14 protein-coding genes and 1 tRNA gene are annotated in these 18,054 nt (G+C 66.9%); 8 read left to right on the forward strand and 7 right to left on the reverse strand.

The window, feature by feature from the left end; all coding sequences use genetic code 11:
- Positions 1–17 precede the first annotated feature (17 nt).
- From BZF61_RS13895 to BZF61_RS13905, 3 genes are all read left to right on the forward strand, one after another.
- Positions 18–2,279 carry a TonB-dependent hemoglobin/transferrin/lactoferrin family receptor gene (locus BZF61_RS13895; protein ID WP_245804655.1) on the forward strand — a complete coding sequence of 754 codons (2,262 nt, stop codon included), beginning with the start codon at positions 18–20 and terminating at the stop codon, positions 2,277–2,279.
- Between the two features lie 42 nt (positions 2,280–2,321).
- Entirely contained in the window at positions 2,322–3,317 is a 996-nt protein-coding gene (locus tag BZF61_RS13900; RefSeq protein ID WP_245804656.1) for a DUF6607 family protein, read from the forward strand.
- 89 nt (positions 3,318–3,406) lie between these two features.
- Positions 3,407–4,084: a Fe2+-dependent dioxygenase gene (locus BZF61_RS13905; protein WP_086619991.1), complete on the forward strand. Its 678-nt coding sequence runs from the start codon at positions 3,407–3,409 to the stop codon at positions 4,082–4,084.
- On the opposite strand, the gene BZF61_RS13910 is transcribed toward BZF61_RS13905, so the two are convergent.
- A complete protein-coding gene (locus BZF61_RS13910; RefSeq protein WP_086619992.1) occupies positions 4,028–4,804 on the reverse strand; it encodes a SemiSWEET family transporter in 777 nt (258 codons plus the stop codon). The two genes, BZF61_RS13905 and BZF61_RS13910, sit on opposite strands and share 57 nt — an antisense overlap.
- Positions 4,805–4,834: 30 nt before the next feature.
- On the reverse strand, positions 4,835–7,471 hold the full coding sequence (locus tag BZF61_RS13915; protein WP_086619993.1) for a M14 family metallopeptidase: 2,637 nt from the start codon (positions 7,469–7,471) through the stop codon (positions 4,835–4,837).
- Between the two features lie 229 nt (positions 7,472–7,700).
- Here BZF61_RS13915 and BZF61_RS16110 point away from each other — a divergent pair, with 229 nt between their 5' ends.
- The gene (locus BZF61_RS16110) at positions 7,701–7,835 is read left to right on the forward strand and encodes a KTSC domain-containing protein (RefSeq protein ID WP_425429635.1); all 135 of its coding nucleotides are present in this window, start codon (positions 7,701–7,703) and stop codon (positions 7,833–7,835) included.
- A 147-nt stretch (positions 7,836–7,982) separates the two neighbouring features.
- Here BZF61_RS16110 and BZF61_RS13925 read toward each other — a convergent pair.
- Positions 7,983–8,057 (reverse strand) — tRNA-Val (locus tag BZF61_RS13925).
- A 105-nt stretch (positions 8,058–8,162) separates the two neighbouring features.
- On the reverse strand, positions 8,163–10,058 hold the full coding sequence (gene sppA, locus BZF61_RS13930; RefSeq protein WP_086619995.1) for a signal peptide peptidase SppA: 1,896 nt from the start codon (positions 10,056–10,058) through the stop codon (positions 8,163–8,165).
- A 129-nt stretch (positions 10,059–10,187) separates the two neighbouring features.
- Between sppA and BZF61_RS13935 the strand changes: the two genes are divergently transcribed.
- Positions 10,188–11,204, forward strand: coding sequence for an aspartate carbamoyltransferase catalytic subunit (locus BZF61_RS13935; protein ID WP_086619996.1), 1,017 nt, complete (start codon positions 10,188–10,190; stop codon positions 11,202–11,204).
- Complete coding sequence (locus BZF61_RS13940) at positions 11,201–12,436, forward strand: dihydroorotase (protein ID WP_086619997.1); 1,236 nt, start codon at positions 11,201–11,203, stop codon at positions 12,434–12,436. Before BZF61_RS13935 ends, BZF61_RS13940 begins: the two co-directional genes overlap by 4 nt.
- A gap of 81 nt (positions 12,437–12,517) precedes the next feature.
- On the opposite strand, the gene BZF61_RS13945 is transcribed toward BZF61_RS13940, so the two are convergent.
- Genes BZF61_RS13945 through BZF61_RS13955 form a run of 3 tightly spaced genes read right to left on the reverse strand, consistent with a single transcriptional unit; the run spans position 12,518 to position 15,345 of the window.
- A complete protein-coding gene (locus tag BZF61_RS13945; protein WP_158094106.1) occupies positions 12,518–13,870 on the reverse strand; it encodes a tetratricopeptide repeat protein in 1,353 nt (450 codons plus the stop codon).
- A gap of 47 nt (positions 13,871–13,917) precedes the next feature.
- Positions 13,918–14,598, reverse strand: a complete 681-nt coding sequence (locus tag BZF61_RS13950) for a toxin-antitoxin system HicB family antitoxin (protein WP_245804657.1) — start codon at positions 14,596–14,598, stop codon at positions 13,918–13,920.
- Between the two features lie 24 nt (positions 14,599–14,622).
- Positions 14,623–15,345: a ParA family protein gene (locus BZF61_RS13955; protein WP_086619999.1), complete on the reverse strand. Its 723-nt coding sequence runs from the start codon at positions 15,343–15,345 to the stop codon at positions 14,623–14,625.
- Between the two features lie 262 nt (positions 15,346–15,607).
- Between BZF61_RS13955 and BZF61_RS13960 the strand changes: the two genes are divergently transcribed.
- Positions 15,608–16,588 (forward strand): SPOR domain-containing protein, encoded by a 981-nt coding sequence (locus BZF61_RS13960; RefSeq protein WP_086620000.1) that lies wholly within the window; start codon positions 15,608–15,610, stop codon positions 16,586–16,588.
- Positions 16,589–16,695: 107 nt separating this feature from the next.
- Positions 16,696–17,994, forward strand: coding sequence for a DUF418 domain-containing protein (locus BZF61_RS13965; protein ID WP_245804658.1), 1,299 nt, complete (start codon positions 16,696–16,698; stop codon positions 17,992–17,994).
- The last annotated feature ends 60 nt before the right edge of the window (positions 17,995–18,054 follow it).

Consider the following 18,054-nt stretch of genomic DNA (forward strand, 5'->3'; position numbering starts at 1 on the left):
GCAGGAAGCGTCCCCGCGTGTCTCCGATCCACCGCCTTGCCTTTTCTGTAGCTCCCCTTGCGCTTTTCGCGGCCCCCGCGGCTGCCGAAAGTCTGGCCGCCAATGCCGATGCTGCCGAAGCTGAAGGCCAGCAGCAGACGGGCCGCATCACCGTCACCGCCACCCGCGCCCCGGTGCTGCAGGAAGAAGCCCCGGCCACCGTCACCATCATCACCGACGAGCAGATTGCCGACCAACTCGCCACCGACATCAAGGACCTTGTGCGCTTCGAGCCGGGCGTCACTGTCCGGCGCGCCCCGGCGCGCTTCGGCGCGGCGATCGGCGCGACCGGTCGCGCCCGCAACGAGGGCTTCAACATCCGCGGCATCGGCGGCAACCGCGTGCTGATCCAGGTCGACGGCATTCGCAGCCCTCAGGGCTTCAGCTTCGGCCCGCAGGATGCCGGGCGCGGCGCCTTCACCGATGTGAGCCTTGTGAAGCAGGTCGAGATTCTGCGCGGACCGGCCTCGGCGCTCTACGGTTCGGACGGGCTGGCCGGCGCGGTCAGCTTTGTCACCGCCGATCCGGTCGATCTCGTCAAGCAGGAAAGCTTCGGCGGCTTCGTCACCTCGCAATATTCGAGCGAGGACAATGAATTCGCCCACACCGCGACGCTCGCGGGACAGGCCGGCGATCTCTCGGCGATGATTGCCTATACAAGGCGCGACTTCGAGGCGCTGGAGAATCGCGGCACCAATATCGGCACCGGCCCCACCCGCACCGCGCCCAATCCGCAGGACGGCAGCAGCGATGCGGTGCTCGCCAAGCTGGTGTGGGACAATGGCCCGCACCGCATCCGGCTGACCGGTGAATGGCTCGATGCCGCGGTCGAGACCGAGGTGCTGAGCGGCCTCGGCCCGGCCTTCACCTTCGGTCCGCGCCCGGTGTGGACGGTCGACGCGCTGAACGCGCGCGACACCAACACCCGCAAGCGCGTCTCGCTCGACTGGACCTATGACGGTTCGCCCGGTGATGCGATCGAATATGCCTTCCTCTCCGCCTACTGGCAGGATGCAGAAGACCGCCAGTTCGCCTTCGAAGAGCGTACCAGCCTCACCGCCACGCCCGCGCCCGATCGCGAGCGACTGAACACCTTCGAAAACCGCGTCTATGGCGTTGTCGGCGAGGTTCGGACCGGCTTCGATCTGAGCGGGATGGCGCACCGCATCGCGCTGGGCGGCGATGTCAGCTGGACCCGGCAGGAAGGCCTGCGCGACGGCACTTTTCCGGGCCGCGGCGAAAGCTTCCCCACCCGCGCCTTTCCGGTCACCGACTTCACGCTGGGCGGCATCTTCCTCGCTGACGAGATCACCCTGTTCGACGGCGCACTGACGCTGTTCCCGGCGCTCCGGTTCGATTTCTACGATCTCAACCCGACCGACGATCCGCTGCTGACCACCTTCACCCCGCAAGGCCAGAGCGACAGCCGCCTCAGCCCCAAGTTCGGCGCGACGCTGAAGCTGGCCCCCGAGGTTTTCCTTTTCGGCAATTATGCGCAGGGCTTCCTCGCGCCGACGCCGAGCCAGGTGAACAATTTCTTCGAATTCATCGCGGGCGGCTACACCTCGATCCCCAACCCCGATCTGCGCCCCGAAACCAGCAAGAGCTGGGAGGTGGGGGCACGCTATGTCGGCGACATCTTCTCTCTGCAGGTCAGCGGCTTTCGCGGCGACTATGACAACTTCATCAGCCAGCAGGTGGTGAGCGGCGGCTTCACCCCGCAGAACCCGGCGATCTTCCAGTTCGTCAATTTCAACGCCGTGGAGATCGAAGGGCTGGAGGCCCGCGCCGAGATGAAGCTCGACAGCGGCTGGAACGCCCGCCTCGCGCTCGCCTATGCCAATGGCGACATCATCAATCCCGGCGGCGCGCGGGTGCCGCTGGACACGATCGATCCGTTCAATGTCGTCGCCGGCTTCGGCTATCGCGATCCGGAAGGGCGGTTCGGGGGCGAGCTGATCGTCACCCACAACGGCCGCAAGGAGGCGGGCGAAGTCGAACGCGCGGCCGATGGCAGCGAATTGTTCGTCCGGCCCGAAGCCTCGACCATCCTCGATCTCACCGCCTTCGTGGCCGTCACCGAGCGGCTCAAGCTGCGCGCCGGCCTCTTCAACCTGACCAACGAGAAATATGCGCTGTGGTCCGACGTGCGGGGCCTGCGGGTCGCCGATGCCGGCATCCTCGACGCCTTCACCCGTCCGGGCCGCAATCTCAGCGTTTCGGCCAGTTTCCGGTTCTGACCACCCTTGGAGGACACCATGAAGACCCGACGCAATACGGCTTTGGCCAAGACCCCTTTTTTCACGTGCCTCGCTGCGCTCGCGCTGGCTGCCGTGCCCGCCGCTCCGGCCCTTGCCGACGGCCCGATCGTCCAGAGCGCCGAGGCGGCCAAGGCTGCCTTCGCGGAAGACCGCAAGAGCATCCTTGCCATGGCCGGTGACTTCAAGGTGACCTTCGACATGCAGGAATCGACCCCCTGGATGGAAGGCTACACGCCCTTGGAGCGCAAGATTTCGGGCGGTTACGAGAGTGTCCGCGTGATCGAGGACACCGGCACCCGTATCGTCCTCCAGCACCTGCTGGTCACTGGCGACGAGGCCAACCCCTATGTCGTCAAGCACTGGCGGCAGGACTGGGAGTATCAGCCGGCAAAAATCCTGGTGTTCAAGGGGGGCGATAGCTGGGAATGGCAGGACGTCCCCGAGAAGATGCGCGCCGGGCGCTGGTCGCAGACCGTCTGGCAGGTCGATGACAGCCCGCGCTATGCCGGATGGGGCGAATGGGAGACCGTCCACGGCATCCGCCGCTGGCGTTCGAACTGGACCGCACGCCCGCTTGCCCGCCGCGATGCGATCCGCAATCCCGTCTATGATCACTATATCGGCATCAACCGCCACCAGCTGACCCCGACCGGCTGGATCCATTGGCAGGACAACACCAAGATGGTCACCCCTGCCGATGGTGGCGCGGCGAAGCCGGTGGTGCAGGAATATGTGCTCAACACCTATGAGCGCTTCAACGGTTATAATGTCGCGGCGGCAGAGGCTTACTGGGCGAAGACCAAAGACTATTGGGCCGCAGTGCGAGACAAGTGGGACGAGGTCGCCGCCGCGAATGGCGGTATCCGCATCGCCCAGGAAGCCAGCGCTGGCACCAGCATCGCCGAACAGCTGCTGAGTCTCGCCGACGCGATCAAGGACGGCAAGGATACCCCTGAAGCCGCAAGCGCCAAGGCGCTGGCGCTGATTGCGGAAGGCACCTCCGGCAAGGGCGGCTGAGCCGCTCTTGTCCCCGGGCCGGCAGGCGCGTGTCCTCTCGCCTGCCGGCCTGCTTGCTGGCCCTATTCCCCGGCGCTAGAGCGGTGGCCATGCTGCTTGTCATCAATGCCATCGAGGATGCCGGACACCTCGCCGCGCTGGCCGAGCGGATTGCGCTGCTCGAATGGCGCGACGGGCGCGAGACGGCAGGTGCGGTGGCGCGCGAGGTCAAGCGCAACCTGCAAGCCGCGATGGAGAGCACCGCCGGGCGGCGGCTCGCCGACGAGCTGCTGTCGGTGATTGCCGAGAACCATGTCCTCAAGGCCGCTGCGCAGCCGCGCCGCTTCTCACCGCTGATCATCAGCAAGACCTCAAATGGCGGGCATTACGGCCCGCATGTCGATAACGCGCTGATGGGCAAGGGGACGGGCCGGGTGCGGACCGATCTGTCCTTCACCCTGTTCCTCACGCCCCCTGGCGAATACGACGGCGGCGAGCTGGTGGTTCACGCCGCCGGCATGAGGCAGGAGGTGAAGGGCGAGGCGGGGCATCTGGTGCTCTACCCCTCGGGCACCATCCACGAGGTGCGTCCGGTGACGCGCGGGGAGCGGATCGTGTGCATCGGCTGGATCGAGAGTATGATCCCCGATGGCCTGCGGCGCGAGATGTTGTTCGATCTGGAAAACTTGCGCGCATCGCTGCGGCGTCAGCTGCCCAGCCAGTCAGCCGAGCTACTGACGCTCGACAAGACCATCGCCAATCTGCTGCGGATGTGGGCGAACCCCTGACGCCCTTGGGGCCGGGGCGCGCTTGGCCTTGAGCGTGAAGTAGAGGATCAGGCTCACCCCGATCACGCTCGGACCGGCCCAGATTGCCGGGTTGAACACGTGCTCGGGCACGAGCCGGATCAGCCCGACCGAGAGGAAAGCGGTGTAGGCCGAGATGCCCATGCCGATCAACGCGCGGAAATGTTCGCCGATATGTGTGCCGCGCGGAAAGTCCGTGGCCCGCCAGATAAAGCGCTGCTGGATAGCCATCGCGACGATGCCGATGACAGCGACCAGCACCATCAGCGGGTGGCTGACCCGTGCGCCATAGATGCCGCACCACGCGCCCGAGACAACCACCGCCGCGATCACCGCCTGATAGCGGATCGCCCGCAAGGCGCGGCGGTTGCGGGCATGCTTCACCACCGCAAGGCCATAGTCGACAAAGCCCATGGTGAGCGCACCGAGATAGAGCATCATCCACCCGAACAGCCCATCGAACAGCGCGCGGTCGGTGACTTCGGGATGGCGGACTTCCGGCCCGTAGAGCGAGAGCAGCGCCATGGCGATGGCAAGGCCGCCCGCGCCGAGAAAGCCATAGCAGGCGGTCTTGCCCCACTTGCGGTGGTTGGCGGCGCCCTTGCGGGTGACGATCGGCCCCCAGAATGCCGTAAGCCCCACCGCGCCGGTGACGACATGCAGCAGCACGAGCGCATGGAACAGCGTCATGCCCGCGAGCATGACACAACTCTTGTCAGTCCGCTAGAACACTCACCGCACCCGCGAGGGCGCGACCAGCACCGCGTTGGCGATCATCAGGTCCAGCCCGTCAAGAAAGCCGCGGGTCGAGGGATCATGTGCAAAGCCGATCACCAGTCCGCGCCCGGTGGGCTGCGCCATGAGGTAGGGCTTGTAGGCCATCTGTCGCCGGTTCTCGTCCCACACATAGCCGCTGGCAACGAGGTTGCCGGGCGCGGCGAAGCGCACCGCGTTGACACCCTTGTCGCGCCCGAGCGGGGTGAAGATTTGCGTCCCTGCCGCGAGGACGACCGCGCCGTCGTCATAGCCTGCGGAGAGAAAATGATCGGGCTCGCCGACGACATTGAGCAGCGCGCCCGGTAGCGTGTCGGGCAGGGCTGCGGGATCCTTGATCGCCTCGCGGTATTCGCTGTCATTGGTGATCGCGACCGCTTCGGCGAGATCGTCCTTGGCCTCTTCGGCCTTACCTGGATCGCGGCCGAGTGCGGCCTCGCGCTTGACTGCAAGGAGCGCATCCTTGCCGCTGCTGAAAGTCTCGAGACTGTCGCCGATGACGACCAGCACCCCGCCGCGCTGAACGAAGGCGCGCAAGCCCCGCTGGCCCGACTCGCCAAGCTGCGCGGAGGGATTGCCCTCGGGCACCAGCACCACATCATAGTCCGACAGATCGGCGCGGGCGAGGCGGGCGGTGCGGATCGGGGTCACCGGCAGGCCGAGGCGTTGTTCGAGCACATAACGCATCGAACCGGCGCTAAGCTGCGATATGCCATCGTCCCACGCAATGGCGATACGCGGCAGGGTCAGACGGGCGAAGCTCTCGCTGCCGAGGTTGGGGCCGCGATCGACCCAGCCCGATTCGAGTGCCACGGTCTGCGCGCCGACCTCACGGGCCAGTTCGGCGAGGCGGGCCATCCTGGCGGGCGTATTGCTGCCAGCCGGGAACACCACGGTGCCGCGCGGGAACTCGCGTCCGGCGGTGGCGAAGGCCTTGTCGGTCACCCGCCCTTCGATCCCTTCGCGCAGCGCGAGCGTGACGAGGCGGGCCTGGCCACTGTCGGTCCAAGGCACGGCTAGGGCAAAGCTGCCCGTCCCTTCGGTCAGCGGCGCAATGGGGGTGTCGGCAGCCAGTTGCGTGCCGGTTGCTGGAGCATTGCATAAAGTCACCGCGGTGCCCGACATCAGCCCGACAGACCATGCGGTTACATCATAAAGTTCGTGCGGCAGATCCTGCGTGCGGCGCCGTTCCTGCTCTGCAAGAAAATCGGCCGGCAGCGGGGTGTCGCGGTCGAGCAGGCTCCTGACAAGGCGCGCGGCCGGCTGGGCCTGCGGAACAGCGAGGAATCCCCGCGGATAGCTCTTGCCGCAGGCGCTCACCGGCCCCTCGCGGCGCAGCACGGTGATGCCCTGCGCCGCAAGACGGCGGCCGAGGTTCTCGGCATTCCAGCGCCGCTTGGACAGGTCGATCAGATAGGTGCCGCGACCGGCTGCGCCGGCAGCGTTGGCAGCACGATATTGGGCGAAGTCGGCAAGGAAGCGCTGCGGGTTCTCGGCAACCGCGCCTGCGGTTGCGAGGCTGGCGATGAAGTGGTTCATCACCCCGTCGGCATAGGTCAGCGTGGTGCCGTCGCGCCGTTCGAACACGAGGCCCCGTGCCGAGCCCTGTTCGTAGGTCGCTCCGATCGCGCCCTGATGCGCGTTCCAGGTGTCGCCATAACCGGGGTAGAAAAGGTCATAGACCTCGCGGGTGAAATAGGGCTCGCCGCGCGCATCGAAAGCGGCCGCGTTGGCACGGCCGATCAGCTCGTAGGCGCGGATCTGTGCGGGGGTCAGATTGGGGCTGAAGGGCTGGGCGGCGGGGCTGAAGAAATAGGTCTCGTCCCCGCCCATCTCGTGCAGGTCGATCACCACCACCGGGTTCCATTCGCGGATCGCGGCGATTTTGCCGCGGGTCTCAGGCTGGCTGAGGGTGAACCAGTCGCGGTTGAGATCGAACATGTAATGATTGACTCGCCCGCTCGGCCAGGGCTCGTCATGCTCGGCTGCCTGGCGGTCGGCGGATGGAGCGATCCCGCTGGCGGCGAGGAAATTGTTGACGAAGCGGGCCCGCCCGTCGGGGTTCTGCATCGGATCGATCACCACAATGGTTTCGCGCATGATCCGCGCCGCGCGGGGATCGTCCTGCGCCGCGAGCAGGTGATAGGCGGTCATCAGCGCGGCGTCGGTCGAGGAAATCTCGTTGCCGTGGACGCCGTAAGCCAACCAGATCACCGGCAGGGCCGCCCCGTTCGAGGCGCGTCCTGCGGCGATATTGGCAAGGTCGGCGCGGATCGCGTCGAGCCGGGCGATGTTTTCAGGGTTCGAGATGACGACATAATAAAGCGGGCGGCCCTCCCAGCTGGTCGCATATTGCACCAGCCGGGTGCGGTCAGGCGCGGCTTCGGCAAGGGCCGTCAGGTAGGAATAGGTCTGATCGGGCGAGGTGATGCGGGTGCCGGGCGCGTGGCCGACGGTTGCGGTCAAGGTCGGGATCGCGGGATCGAAGGTGCCTTCGATGAAAGACTGCGCCTGCGCCGGCAGGCTCGCCCACAGCGCCGCGCCGACCAACGCCGCCAGCACCGACCGCCACCGACCCCACAACCTGTTGCGCATGAAAATTCCCCGTCTCGACCGGCAGGATGCCGTTTCCCGGCCTTGCCGCGAAGTCGTCTGCCCGGTCAAGCCGCGAGACGTTTCTGGCCGCGCGCATGCAGCGGCAGAACTCACCATGTCGAAGGGCAGCAGTCGCACGGTTGGCGCAATTGCGCGAGAAGTTCGCGCATTGGTCGAGTAGTGCCGAGGTCATTCGGATGCCGGTTTCGCCAAGCTGGCGACCGGCCAGCTGACGATCTGGTTCCCAGAAGGCAAACCCTACAGCTTCTGCGGCGTGCCGGCCCATATCTGGGAAGGCCTCTGCAACGCCAGCTCGAAGGGTCGCTACTACAACCGGCACATCGAAGGCCGTTATCCGTGCTAAAACAGGGCGCGAACCTGTGGGTCGGTGATGTACGGGATTTGTACGGATTTTGCCTGCACCGGCCTGCATTTTCGCGCAATGTTCCGCATCAAGCAGACCTACCATCTTTCCCGCCGAAGCTAAAAGCCTCTGAAACCTTGGGAAAAATGGTGGGCGCGACAGGGATTGAACCTGTGACCCCACCCGTGTGAAGGGTGTGCTCTACCGCTGAGCTACGCGCCCGTCCGGATGAGGGCCTCTGCCCCGGACAGGGGCGGGCCATTACTGTGCTCGGCTGCGTTTGGCAAGCGCCCGCAAGCCATCGCGAAGAGACTTTTCCGCGCGCACTCAATCGGCCATGAGGAGGCGGACCAGCGCGGCCATGCCGCTCGCCGGAGCGCGGGCGGCAGCTTTCGCCACGGGGGCGCGGGACGGACATTCAAGGCAATAGGCCTGCACACCGGTGCCGCGTGCGAACCACCCGGCATCATGCACCAGCCGTGCGGCCAGTTCGTTCTGCCGACGCGCAATCAGGGCGAAAGGATCGCCGCCCGCCAGCTTGGCAGACGCGCTTTCCTGCTTTGCGAGCAACCGCCGGATCAGCGGATCGAAATTCTCGCCCTCCTCGCCGAGGAACACGGGATGCCACTCGCCTTTCTTCAGGCCGGCCTTTGCTGCGGCCCATTCGAGCGCGTCTTCGAGTCCGCCGAACTGGTCGACAAGGCCCATCTGCCGTGCCGCGCCCCCGTCCCACACGCGTCCTTGGGCCAAGGTGTCGACTTTGGCGACGGTCATTTTGCGCGCCCGGGCGACCCGGATCAGAAAATCGCGGTAGGTCGCGCTGACACCTGCCTGCAACACTGCCTCGATCTCGGGCGAGAAGCCGCCGAGAATATCGGGCTGCCCCGAAAGCGGGGTGGTTTTGTAGCCGTCGGCGTTGACCCCGATCTTGGCTGCGGCTTGTTCGAAGGTCGGCACCACCGCGAACACCCCGATCGAGCCGGTGATAGTCTCGGGTTGAGCGAAGATTCGGTCGGACGCGGTCGCCACCCAGTAGCCGCCGCTGGCCGCAATATTGGCGAAGGATACGACGACCGGGATCTTGCGGTCACGGAATCGCTGGATCGCCAGGCGCATTTCCTCCGCCGCGATGGCCGAGCCGCCGGGCGAATCGACCCGCACCACCAGCGCGGCCAGATCATCGTCGAGCGCCTGATCGAGCAGGTCGGCGATGCGTCGGCCGCCGGCAGTGCCCGGCCCGGCATCGCCATCGACAATCTCCCCCGCGATGGTCACCACGCCGATCGCCTTGCCCGAACGCTCTGGGCCAAGATCGGCGAGGAAGGCGTTCAGATCGCTCGCGGCGAATGCGCCGGGCGTGTCGTCCGCACTGTCCTTGCCCGCGATTTCTGCGACCCGGGCGCCGAACTGCGCGCGGTCCCCCAGCCTGTCAACCAGCCCGGCCTTGAGCGCCGCATCGGCCAGATCGCCACCCCCGGCTGCGATGAAGCCCGCCGTATCGCCGGTGACCCCTGCCAGATCGGCCTTGGGGCGCGCCCTTTTCACATTGGCTTGCCACTCCGACCACAGCGCGTTGTAAACGCCCGCGATGCTCTCGCGCGCCTCGTCCGACATCGAACTGCGCGAATAGGGCTCGACCGCCGACTTGAACTGGCCTGCGCGGTAAATGTGGGCATTGACCCCGATCCTTTGCAGCAGATCGGCGAAATAAAGATTGTTGCCACCCGGCCCGGTGACCAGCGCCACGCCTTGCGGATCGAGCCACACCTCGCTCGCATGGGCGGCCAGCAGCATGTGGTCATCGGCATAACCGAGCGCGAAGGTCAGCACCGGCTTCTTGGCCTTGCGGACACGGTCCATCGCCTCGCCGATTTCGGTGAGGTGCACCTGCCCGCCACCGGTAAAGGTGGTGAGATCGAGCACCACGGCCTTGATCCGATCGTCGGTGGCCGCCGCATCGAGCGCGCGCACCAGATCGCGCGCGCGATACTCCTCGACCGGGGCGGCGCCCGACAACAGCGCCTCGATCGGATCGAGCATCGACTTTTCCTCGACGATGCGGCCCGAAAGCTCGATCAGCAGCGCGCCTTCGCGCACTTGGCCGGGGTGAGGGCGGGCCGAGAGGATGGCGAATAGTGCAACGAAGAACAGCAGCAAGAACAACAGGACAAGCCCGTCCTTGATCCCGACGAGGATTTTCCAGACCTTGGCCACGAAACTCATAAAAACTGCCTCTTTTGCGTCGCTGCCGCCATGTCGCCATCGTCTAGGTGCTTTAAGCGCCAACTTCCATTGGAAAGCTTACGCCACGGGTTGAGCGGCGGTTGCGGCTCGACTAAGGGCGTGGCTTTAATGGCTACTACCGATCTTTCCGCGTCTTCGGGCCGCTTTCCGACGGGACGCATGGCCTTTCCGCACCGCGATCTCACCGGCATCGGTCAGTTGCAGCGCCATGAAATACTCTATCTGCTGGATCAGGCTGAACAGTGGGTCGCGCTCAACCGGCAGAGCGCCAAGCACAGCGATCTGCTGGCGGGCCTGACCATCATCAACGCCTTTTTCGAGAATTCGACCCGCACGCTGCTGTCCTTCGAAATCGCGGGCAAGCGGCTGGGTGCCGACGTGGTCAACATGCACGCCGCGCAAAGCTCGGTGAAGAAGGGCGAGACGCTGATCGACACCGCGATCACGCTCAACGCCATGCGCGCCGATGCGATCGTGATCCGGCATGGTTCCTCGGGCGCGACCGGGCTGATCGCCGACAAGGTCGATTGCCCGGTGCTCAATGCCGGCGACGGCAGCCACGAACACCCGACCCAGGCGCTGCTCGACGCGCTGACCTTGCGCCACGCTCTGGCCGAGCGCGGCGAGGGGACGGAGGACTTCACCGGTCTCAAGGTGGTGATCTGCGGCGATATCCTGCACAGCCGCGTGGCACGTTCGAACATCCTATGCCTCACCGCGCTGGGGGCCGATGTGCGCGTTTGCGCGCCGCCGGCGCTGATGCCGGACGGGATCGAAGCGATGGGGGTGCGTGCCTTCTACCGGTTTGACGAGGCGCTCGATGGGGCGGACGTGGTGATGATGCTGCGGCTGCAATCGGAACGGATGAGCGGGCAGTTCATCCCCTCCGCGCGCGAATATCGGCATCTCTACGGCTTGACGCGGGAGCGTTTGGCGTTGGCCCGTCCGGATGCGCTGGTGATGCATCCGGGGCCGATGAACCGCGGGGTCGAGATCGATAGCGAGGTTGCCGACATGGTGGGCCGCTCGCTGATCACCCGGCAGGTGGAGATGGGCGTGGCGATTCGCATGGCCTGTCTCGATATTCTCACCCGCGAGGCGCGCGGGCTGGAGGGCTGGGCATGAAGCAGTCGCGGCCGCTTACCATCACCAATGCCAAGCTGGTCACACCCGACGGGATCGTGGCGGGCGCTGTGCGTTGCGCCGACGGCCTGGTCGTCGCGATCGGCCCTGATGTGAGCGCGCGGGAAGGCGACGAAGTCGTCAATGCGCACGGCAAGCTCGTCGCCCCCGGGCTCGTCGATCTGGGCGTGTTCGCGGTGGACAAGCCGGCATTCCATTTCGGCGGCATCACCCGCGCGGCGTTGATGCCCGATCAAGCCCCGCCGCTCGATCTGCCGAGCCGCGTGGGCTTCATCGCCAAGAGCGGAAAGCCCGATCTGTGGGTCCATCCGCTCGCCGCCGCGACCCGCGGCCTGGAGGGCCGCGAACTGGCTGAACTCGCGCTGATGCAGGAGGCAGGGGCCAAGGGAATCGCCACGGGCCGGCGCTGGATCGCCGATTCGGGGGTGATGCTGCGCCTGCTGCGCTATGCCGCGATGCTCGATCTGGTGGTTGTGACCCATGCCGAGGATGCGGGCCTTGCCGCAGATGCGGTGGCGACAGCGGGCGAAATCGCCACCCGGCTAGGCCTGCCTGCCGCCCCGGCGCAGGCCGAGGCGCTGGCGATTGCCCGCGATCTGGCGCTGGCCGAACTGGCGGGCGCGCGCCTCCATTTCCGGCAGGTCACCACCGCTGCTGGGTTCGACCTCGTCCGGGGCGCGAAGGCACGCGGGGTCAAGGTCACCTGCGGTATCACGCCCGCGCATTTCATGCTGTCAGATCTGGCGATCGTCGATTACCGCACCTTCGCCCGCCTTTCGCCCCCGTTGCGCTGTGAGGCTGATCGTCAGGCGGCGCTGGCAGCGATCGGCGACGGCACGGTCGATGTCATCGCCAGCGGCCACGATCCGCGTGGGCCGGAGGACAAGCGTCTGCCTTTCGCCGATGCCGCGTCGGGCATGGCCGGGGCCGAGACGCTGCTCGCCATGACATTGGGGCTGGTGCGCGACGGTGTGATCGACACGGCCCGCGCCTTCGATCTGCTCGCCCGCAACCCCGCCCGCCTGCTCGGTGTTCCGGCAGGAGAGCTTTCGGCTGGTTTGGAGGCTGACCTTGCGCTGATCGATCCCGATGCGCCGTGGATCATCGATCGCCGCAAGATGGAGGCGACTGCCGATAACACCCCCTTCGACCGTCAGGGCGCGCAAGGCCGTGTGCTGGGCCTGTGGAAGGGCGGCGTCCGGCTGTCAGCCTGAACCCCGCCAGCAAATAGCCCCAGGAGAGCCGTGGCGCGCCGGGGGCTTTTTGCTGCGCCAACCGCAGGAAGGAAGGACTCTCTAGCGCGTGCGGGCCGCGAGGCGCACGCCGCGATCGACCGCACCCGGGGGCGGGGTGGTTCCGGCATAGGCAAAGCAGCCGCGACCGGCCGACCTGACGGTGCCGCACATCGCCTTGGCGCTCATCGCGCCGAAACCGGCAGCCGCCACGCGCCAGAAGGTGCGGCCGTTCACCACCGCCTCGGTGATGACGACATCGTGATCCCTGAGCTGCGGGAACTTACCCTTGAGCACGGTCCAGCCGCGCTCGGCCTCGATCTTGCTGTCATAGGCCCCCAGCTGGACGAGGTGGGTGTTGGCGCTCTTGTCGCTCGCTACCGGGGCGGCAGGCGTGCCGGTCATGCGGCGCTGCGAGCTGGCGGCCAAACGGCGGCCGCCGCGCGGCGCGGCGCGTTCGGCACGGGTGGGGAGCTGCTGCACCACCGGGTTGGAAACGAAGCGCACGCCCTCGGCATTCGCCGGGCTTGCCGCGGGCGCGGCGAAGGCCTCCGCAAAGCTCTGCCGCGAGCTTGCGACCGCCGGCTGCGGGGCAGCAGCGGGCTCGGAGGGCGCGGCCTCGGCCATCACCGGCATCTCGCCCTGCGCGGCGGCCTCGGCCACCATCACGTCCTGCGCCGGGAAATTGGCCAGCGCGAGGCGCTGCGGCTGCCCTGCATCCATGCGCGGGGTCACCTGCAACATCGCCGCGACGCGCTGCTGGAAATGTTCGGGCGCGGACATCGCCGCCCATTCGGCGAGGCGCGTGTCGAGCTGGTCGGCGGGCACGTCCTCGGCTGCCATCACTCGCGCCGCGCGCCAGTTGCCGGCGAGCGCGTAGGTGTAGGCGAGGTTCTGGCGCAGCTTGGGGGTTGCCTCGTCGCTGGCGCGCACCGCGTTGGTGAGCACGTGGATACCGCGTTCCGGCTGGCCGGCGAGGGCATAGGCGAGGCCGAGATCGGCGGGATCGATCAGTTTGGCATAGTCGTCGAGCACCTGCACCGCCGCCCTGCCTTCGCCCAGTGCGATCTTGGCCAGTGCGAAGCTCAGCACGGTGCGCGCGTCCTCATTGCCGAGTTCGAGCGCGTCGTTGAAGGTTGTCGCAGCCGACTGGAAGCGGCCTGCTTCGAGATAGGCGGCACCGAGCAGCGCGCGAAATCCGGGGTTGCGCGGCTCTGCCAGCACGGCGGCCTCGGCATGGGCGATGGCTTTGTCGGCCTGGCCCTTCTGCAACGCCACCTGCGCACTGGAGAACGACACCTCGGCGCGCGGCGCGACCGAGGTCGAGCAGCCTGCGAGCGCGAGGCCCGCCAGCGCTGTGGTGACAGCGAGGGCGAGGCGCGGCGCGGTGAAGCCGGTCTTGGTGCTGCGGTCCATGGTCATAATCCCCCTGTTGATCCTCTCGGTCGCGATGGTGGTGGGTGTCAGTGGCGTTTGAGGTGAGCGGCGATCACGTCGAGTTCGTCGAATTCAGCAAGCATGGCGTCGAGTGCCTCGGTCACCAGCGCCTGCGCGCTCACACCCTGCATGGTCGCGGCAAGGCGCAGCTTGAGATGGCGCTCGGGATCGAGCCGCAAGGTGAAGGCGGCGCGGCGTTCGGCCACCGGGGCGAGGGTGCGGGCCGATCTGCGGGCTGGTGTGCGGGGCGTGCGGCGCACCTTTGCCGAACCGACGCCGGGCGATGGCGGCGGGGCGAGCGGCGCATGGTCCGCAGCCGCGCAATCATCCGCGTACCCCTCTTCCTCTGCCGCTTGCGCCACCCCGGCGGCGTATTCTGGGCCGGTCATCGCCGCATCGGCCAGCACGCGCTCTTCAAGGCGGCGCCGCTGACGGCGCACGATCGGGCTGTGCGCCGAGACAGCCTCGGCGGGGGTGACAGCCGCGCTGATCGGCACGACGACATCGGCACCGGCTCCGCTTTCGCTGCTGCTCTCGCTATCGCCCATGTCATTCCAGCCGAGATCCTCGAGCTGTTCTTCTGCCAGCGCGGCGATTTGCGTCTCGTCGACCATCAGCGGGGCGACCTGCGGACGCATCGCGGGCTTGGCGCCGCCCTTGCGGGCCAGCAAGGTGGGGCCGAGAGAGGCAAAACCGGAATCGGACATCGCCCTGTTTCCCCTTGGGGTTGCCTACTGCGCTACCCGGCGACCAAAGCCGCCAGCCGGACGCGGCACACCGCCCATCGGCTGGCCGATACCGTTCGGGACCGGAGCAAACACGGTGCGACGGAAATTCTTTTCGAGCCGGTCGGCGATGTATCGCCACAGCGCGCCGATCTCGGCCGCCGAGCGGCCTTCAGGGTCGACTTCCATCACCGTACGGCCGTCGATCATCGAGGCCGCGAAATCGGTGCGGTGGTGGAGCGTGATCGGCGCGACGGTGCCATGCTGCGACAGCGCCACAGCGGCTTCCGAGGTGATCTTGGCCTTGGGCGTGGCGGCGTTGACGACGAACACCAGCGGCTTGCCCGCGCGTTCGCACAGGTCGACCGTGGCGCCCACCGCACGCAGATCGTGCGGGCTGGGACGGGTCGGCACCACGATCAGCTCGGCGACCGAGATCACCGACTGGATCGCCATGGTGATGGCCGGCGGGGTGTCAATGACCGCCAGCTTGAAACCTTGCTGGCGCAGCACCTGAAGATCGTTTGCGAGGCGCGAGACCGTGGTCTGGGCGAAGGCGGGATACTCCGCTTCGCGCTCGTTCCACCAGTCAGCCAGCGAACCCTGCGGATCGATGTCGATCAACACGACCGGGCCGGCGCCCGCGCGCTGGGCCTGGACGGCCAGATGTCCGGACAGGGTCGTCTTGCCCGATCCGCCTTTCTGCGATGCCAAAGCGAGTACACGCAACGCCTGGGTCCCCCTGGATTGATGCCGCCTCGTGCCGCCCCATTGCGACCCCGATTTGCGACCGGATGGGCACGGGATCGCAGGATACCCCTAATTTTGGGTTAACAGGCCGTAGCCAAACGCTTTGTCGAGGCGACCGGGGGTGGTTTGCTGCCGCGGATCCGCGGCCTCACGGGATCAGGTGATGCTCAACAAGGATTTGCTAACCGTATCGTGCTTAGAAGAGCGCGGCTTGAAACCTGACAGGATGACGCGAGGCCTTATGGCTTGGACCATTGCAGGAACCCGGACGGGCATCGTTGCGGCGCTGCTGGCGTTGCTTGCCGCGGCTCCGGCTGGCGCGGACGTGAAGGCCGGAGTCGATGCGTGGAGCGAGGGCGATTATGCCCGCGCCGTGACCGAGTGGCAGGGCCCTGCCGCCCAGGGTGATCCTGACGCGCTATTCAATCTGGCGCAGGCCTACCGCCTGGGGCGCGGCGTCCCGGCGAACACGGCCAAGGCGCGCCAGCTGTACGAGGAGGCGGCGCAGCGCGGCCATGTCAAGGCGGCCGACAATTACGGGCTGATGCTGTTCCAGGAAGGCGAGCAGGAAAAGGCCATGCCCTTGATTCGCGCGGCGGCCGAACGCGGCGATCCGCGTGCCCAATACGTGCTGGGCCTGTCGCACTTCAACGCCGACTATGCCCCGCGTGACTGGGTCCGCGCCTATGCGCTGATCACGCTGGCGCAGGGCCAGGGCCTGCCGCAGGCGAAGGAAGCGATCACGCAGATGGATCGCTATGTGCCGCTGGTGCAGCGGCAGCAGGCGCAGTCATTGGCTCGCCAGATCGAGGCCGACGCCAAGGCCCGGCGCAGCACCGAACTGGCCGCGCTTGAACTCGGAACCGCGACCCCTGCCGCGCCAGCCGCAGTCCCCGTGGCCCCGCAACCGAGCCAGGCAGCCAGATCGACAGCCGCGCCGGTACCTGCTGCGGTGCCGGCCCGCGACGAGGGGCCGGCGGTGCGCACCGGCGGAACCTGGCGGGTGCAGCTCGGCTCCTTCGGCGTGCCGGCCAACGCCGATCGCATGTGGGCCGCGCTATCGGGCAATCCCGTGCTGGCCGGGACGAGGAAGACCATCATTCCCAGCGGCCGGCTGAACCGGCTGCTGGCGGCCGGTTTTGCCACCGAGGCTGACGCCGCGCGCGCCTGTTCCCGGCTCAAGGCGCAGGGGCAGGCCTGTCTGGTTGCGGGCCAGGAGTGATTTTCGGCCAAGCGGGTGACACGGTTCGATAAGCCGCCCGCGACGATACTTCTTCATCGCCTGCGCCTTTGCTAGGCTGGCCGCGCCACAAAAGGGGACAACCGGCTATGGACGGGACCATCGGCGTTCGCGCCGCGCATGACGGTGCCGGCCAAGCTGCGGCGGCCATCGCGCCTGTGGCTGCATCCGCACGGATCGACACGCTCGATTTCATTCGCGGCCTTGCGGTGATGGGAATTCTTGCCGCCAATATCGTTGCCTTCGGGCAGCCGATGGAAGCCTATCTGTATCCCGCCGCGTTCAAAACCGATCCGGGCGATCCGGGCGGGTGGATGTGGATCGGCCAGTTCATCCTGATCGACGGGAAGATGCGCGGCCTGTTCACGCTGCTGTTCGGGGCCGGGATGTGGCTGTTCATGGAAAAGGCCTGGGCCAAGGGCGCAACCCGGGGGCTTCAGGCGTGGCGGCTGGCCATCCTGGCCCTGTTCGGGATGATCCACTTCTTCTTCATCTGGCCCGGTGATATCCTGTTCCTCTACGCGCTCTTCGGCCTGATTGCGCTCGCCGCTCTCCAGTGGCGCCCGAAGACCCAGTTCAGCCTGGGCGTGACGGGCTATTTGCTCGGGGCATTCTTGCTGGGAGCCTGGCTGACGATGCCTTGGCTTGTCTTCGACACCCCCTTGGGTCAGTCCACCCCCGAATTCGCCGAACAGCGTGCCGGCCTGAGGGTGGAGATGGAAAATGCCCTCGCCCGGGGCAAGGTGCCCGATGCGGCGATGGCGGCGGGCGATTACGCGATGCTGGTGAGGCACCGCCTGACCGAGCAGTGGTACGAGCCCTTGACCAACGCCGCGCTGTTTGGGTTCGAGACCCTGCCGCTGATGCTGATTGGCATGGCACTCTACCGTCAGGGTTTCTTCAGCGGCGGGATTCCGCGGGCGCGGCTGTTGCGCTGGGGCTGGAGCGGACTGATCGCCGGTGCGCTGGCGCATCTGGCGATCGGTCTGGTGGTGCAGGCGGGCGGGTTCAGCTATTATGGAACGCTCGCTGGCTTCGTCGGCTGGTCGATGTTGCCGCGCCTGTGGATGGTGCTGGGCCTCGCCGCGCTTCTGGTGGCCTATGCGCCCTCGGCGACCGGCTGGCTCGGTGACCGCATCCGCGCCGCGGGCCGCGTGGCCTTCACCAACTATCTCGGCACCTCGATCGCGATGATGTTCGTTTTCCACGGCTGGGCGCTCGGGCTGTTCGGGCAGTTGAACCGCCCCCAGCTCTATATCGTGGTGGTGCTGGCGTGGATCGCGATGCTGGCATGGTCGAAGCCTTGGCTCGACCGCTTCCATTACGGTCCGCTCGAATGGCTGTGGCGCTGCCTGACATATCGGCGGTTGTTCCCCGTGCGCAGATGATTTTCCTACTTGTTATTGAGAGTAGTTCGCATATCTTGGCTGCCGCAAACGCTTCGCAAG

Source organism: Erythrobacter tepidarius (genome assembly GCF_002155695.1).
Classification (GTDB): Bacteria; Pseudomonadota; Alphaproteobacteria; order Sphingomonadales; family Sphingomonadaceae; genus Erythrobacter; species Erythrobacter tepidarius.

What these genes read in the sequence shown, in the direction of transcription:
- BZF61_RS13905 (WP_086619991.1), top strand. Translation starts at nt 3,407, where the DNA reads ATGCTGCTTGTCATCAATGCCATCGAGGATGCCGGACACCTCGCCGCG.
- BZF61_RS13910 (WP_086619992.1), bottom strand. Translation starts at nt 4,804, where the DNA reads ATGCTCGCGGGCATGACGCTGTTCCATGCGCTCGTGCTGCTGCATGTC.
- BZF61_RS13915 (WP_086619993.1), bottom strand. Translation starts at nt 7,471, where the DNA reads ATGCGCAACAGGTTGTGGGGTCGGTGGCGGTCGGTGCTGGCGGCGTTG.
- sppA (WP_086619995.1), bottom strand. Translation starts at nt 10,058, where the DNA reads ATGAGTTTCGTGGCCAAGGTCTGGAAAATCCTCGTCGGGATCAAGGAC.
- BZF61_RS13935 (WP_086619996.1), top strand. Translation starts at nt 10,188, where the DNA reads ATGGCTACTACCGATCTTTCCGCGTCTTCGGGCCGCTTTCCGACGGGA.
- BZF61_RS13940 (WP_086619997.1), top strand. Translation starts at nt 11,201, where the DNA reads ATGAAGCAGTCGCGGCCGCTTACCATCACCAATGCCAAGCTGGTCACA.
- BZF61_RS13945 (WP_158094106.1), bottom strand. Translation starts at nt 13,870, where the DNA reads ATGGACCGCAGCACCAAGACCGGCTTCACCGCGCCGCGCCTCGCCCTC.
- BZF61_RS13950 (WP_245804657.1), bottom strand. Translation starts at nt 14,598, where the DNA reads ATGTCCGATTCCGGTTTTGCCTCTCTCGGCCCCACCTTGCTGGCCCGC.
- BZF61_RS13960 (WP_086620000.1), top strand. Translation starts at nt 15,608, where the DNA reads ATGGCTTGGACCATTGCAGGAACCCGGACGGGCATCGTTGCGGCGCTG.
- BZF61_RS13965 (WP_245804658.1), top strand. Translation starts at nt 16,696, where the DNA reads ATGGACGGGACCATCGGCGTTCGCGCCGCGCATGACGGTGCCGGCCAA.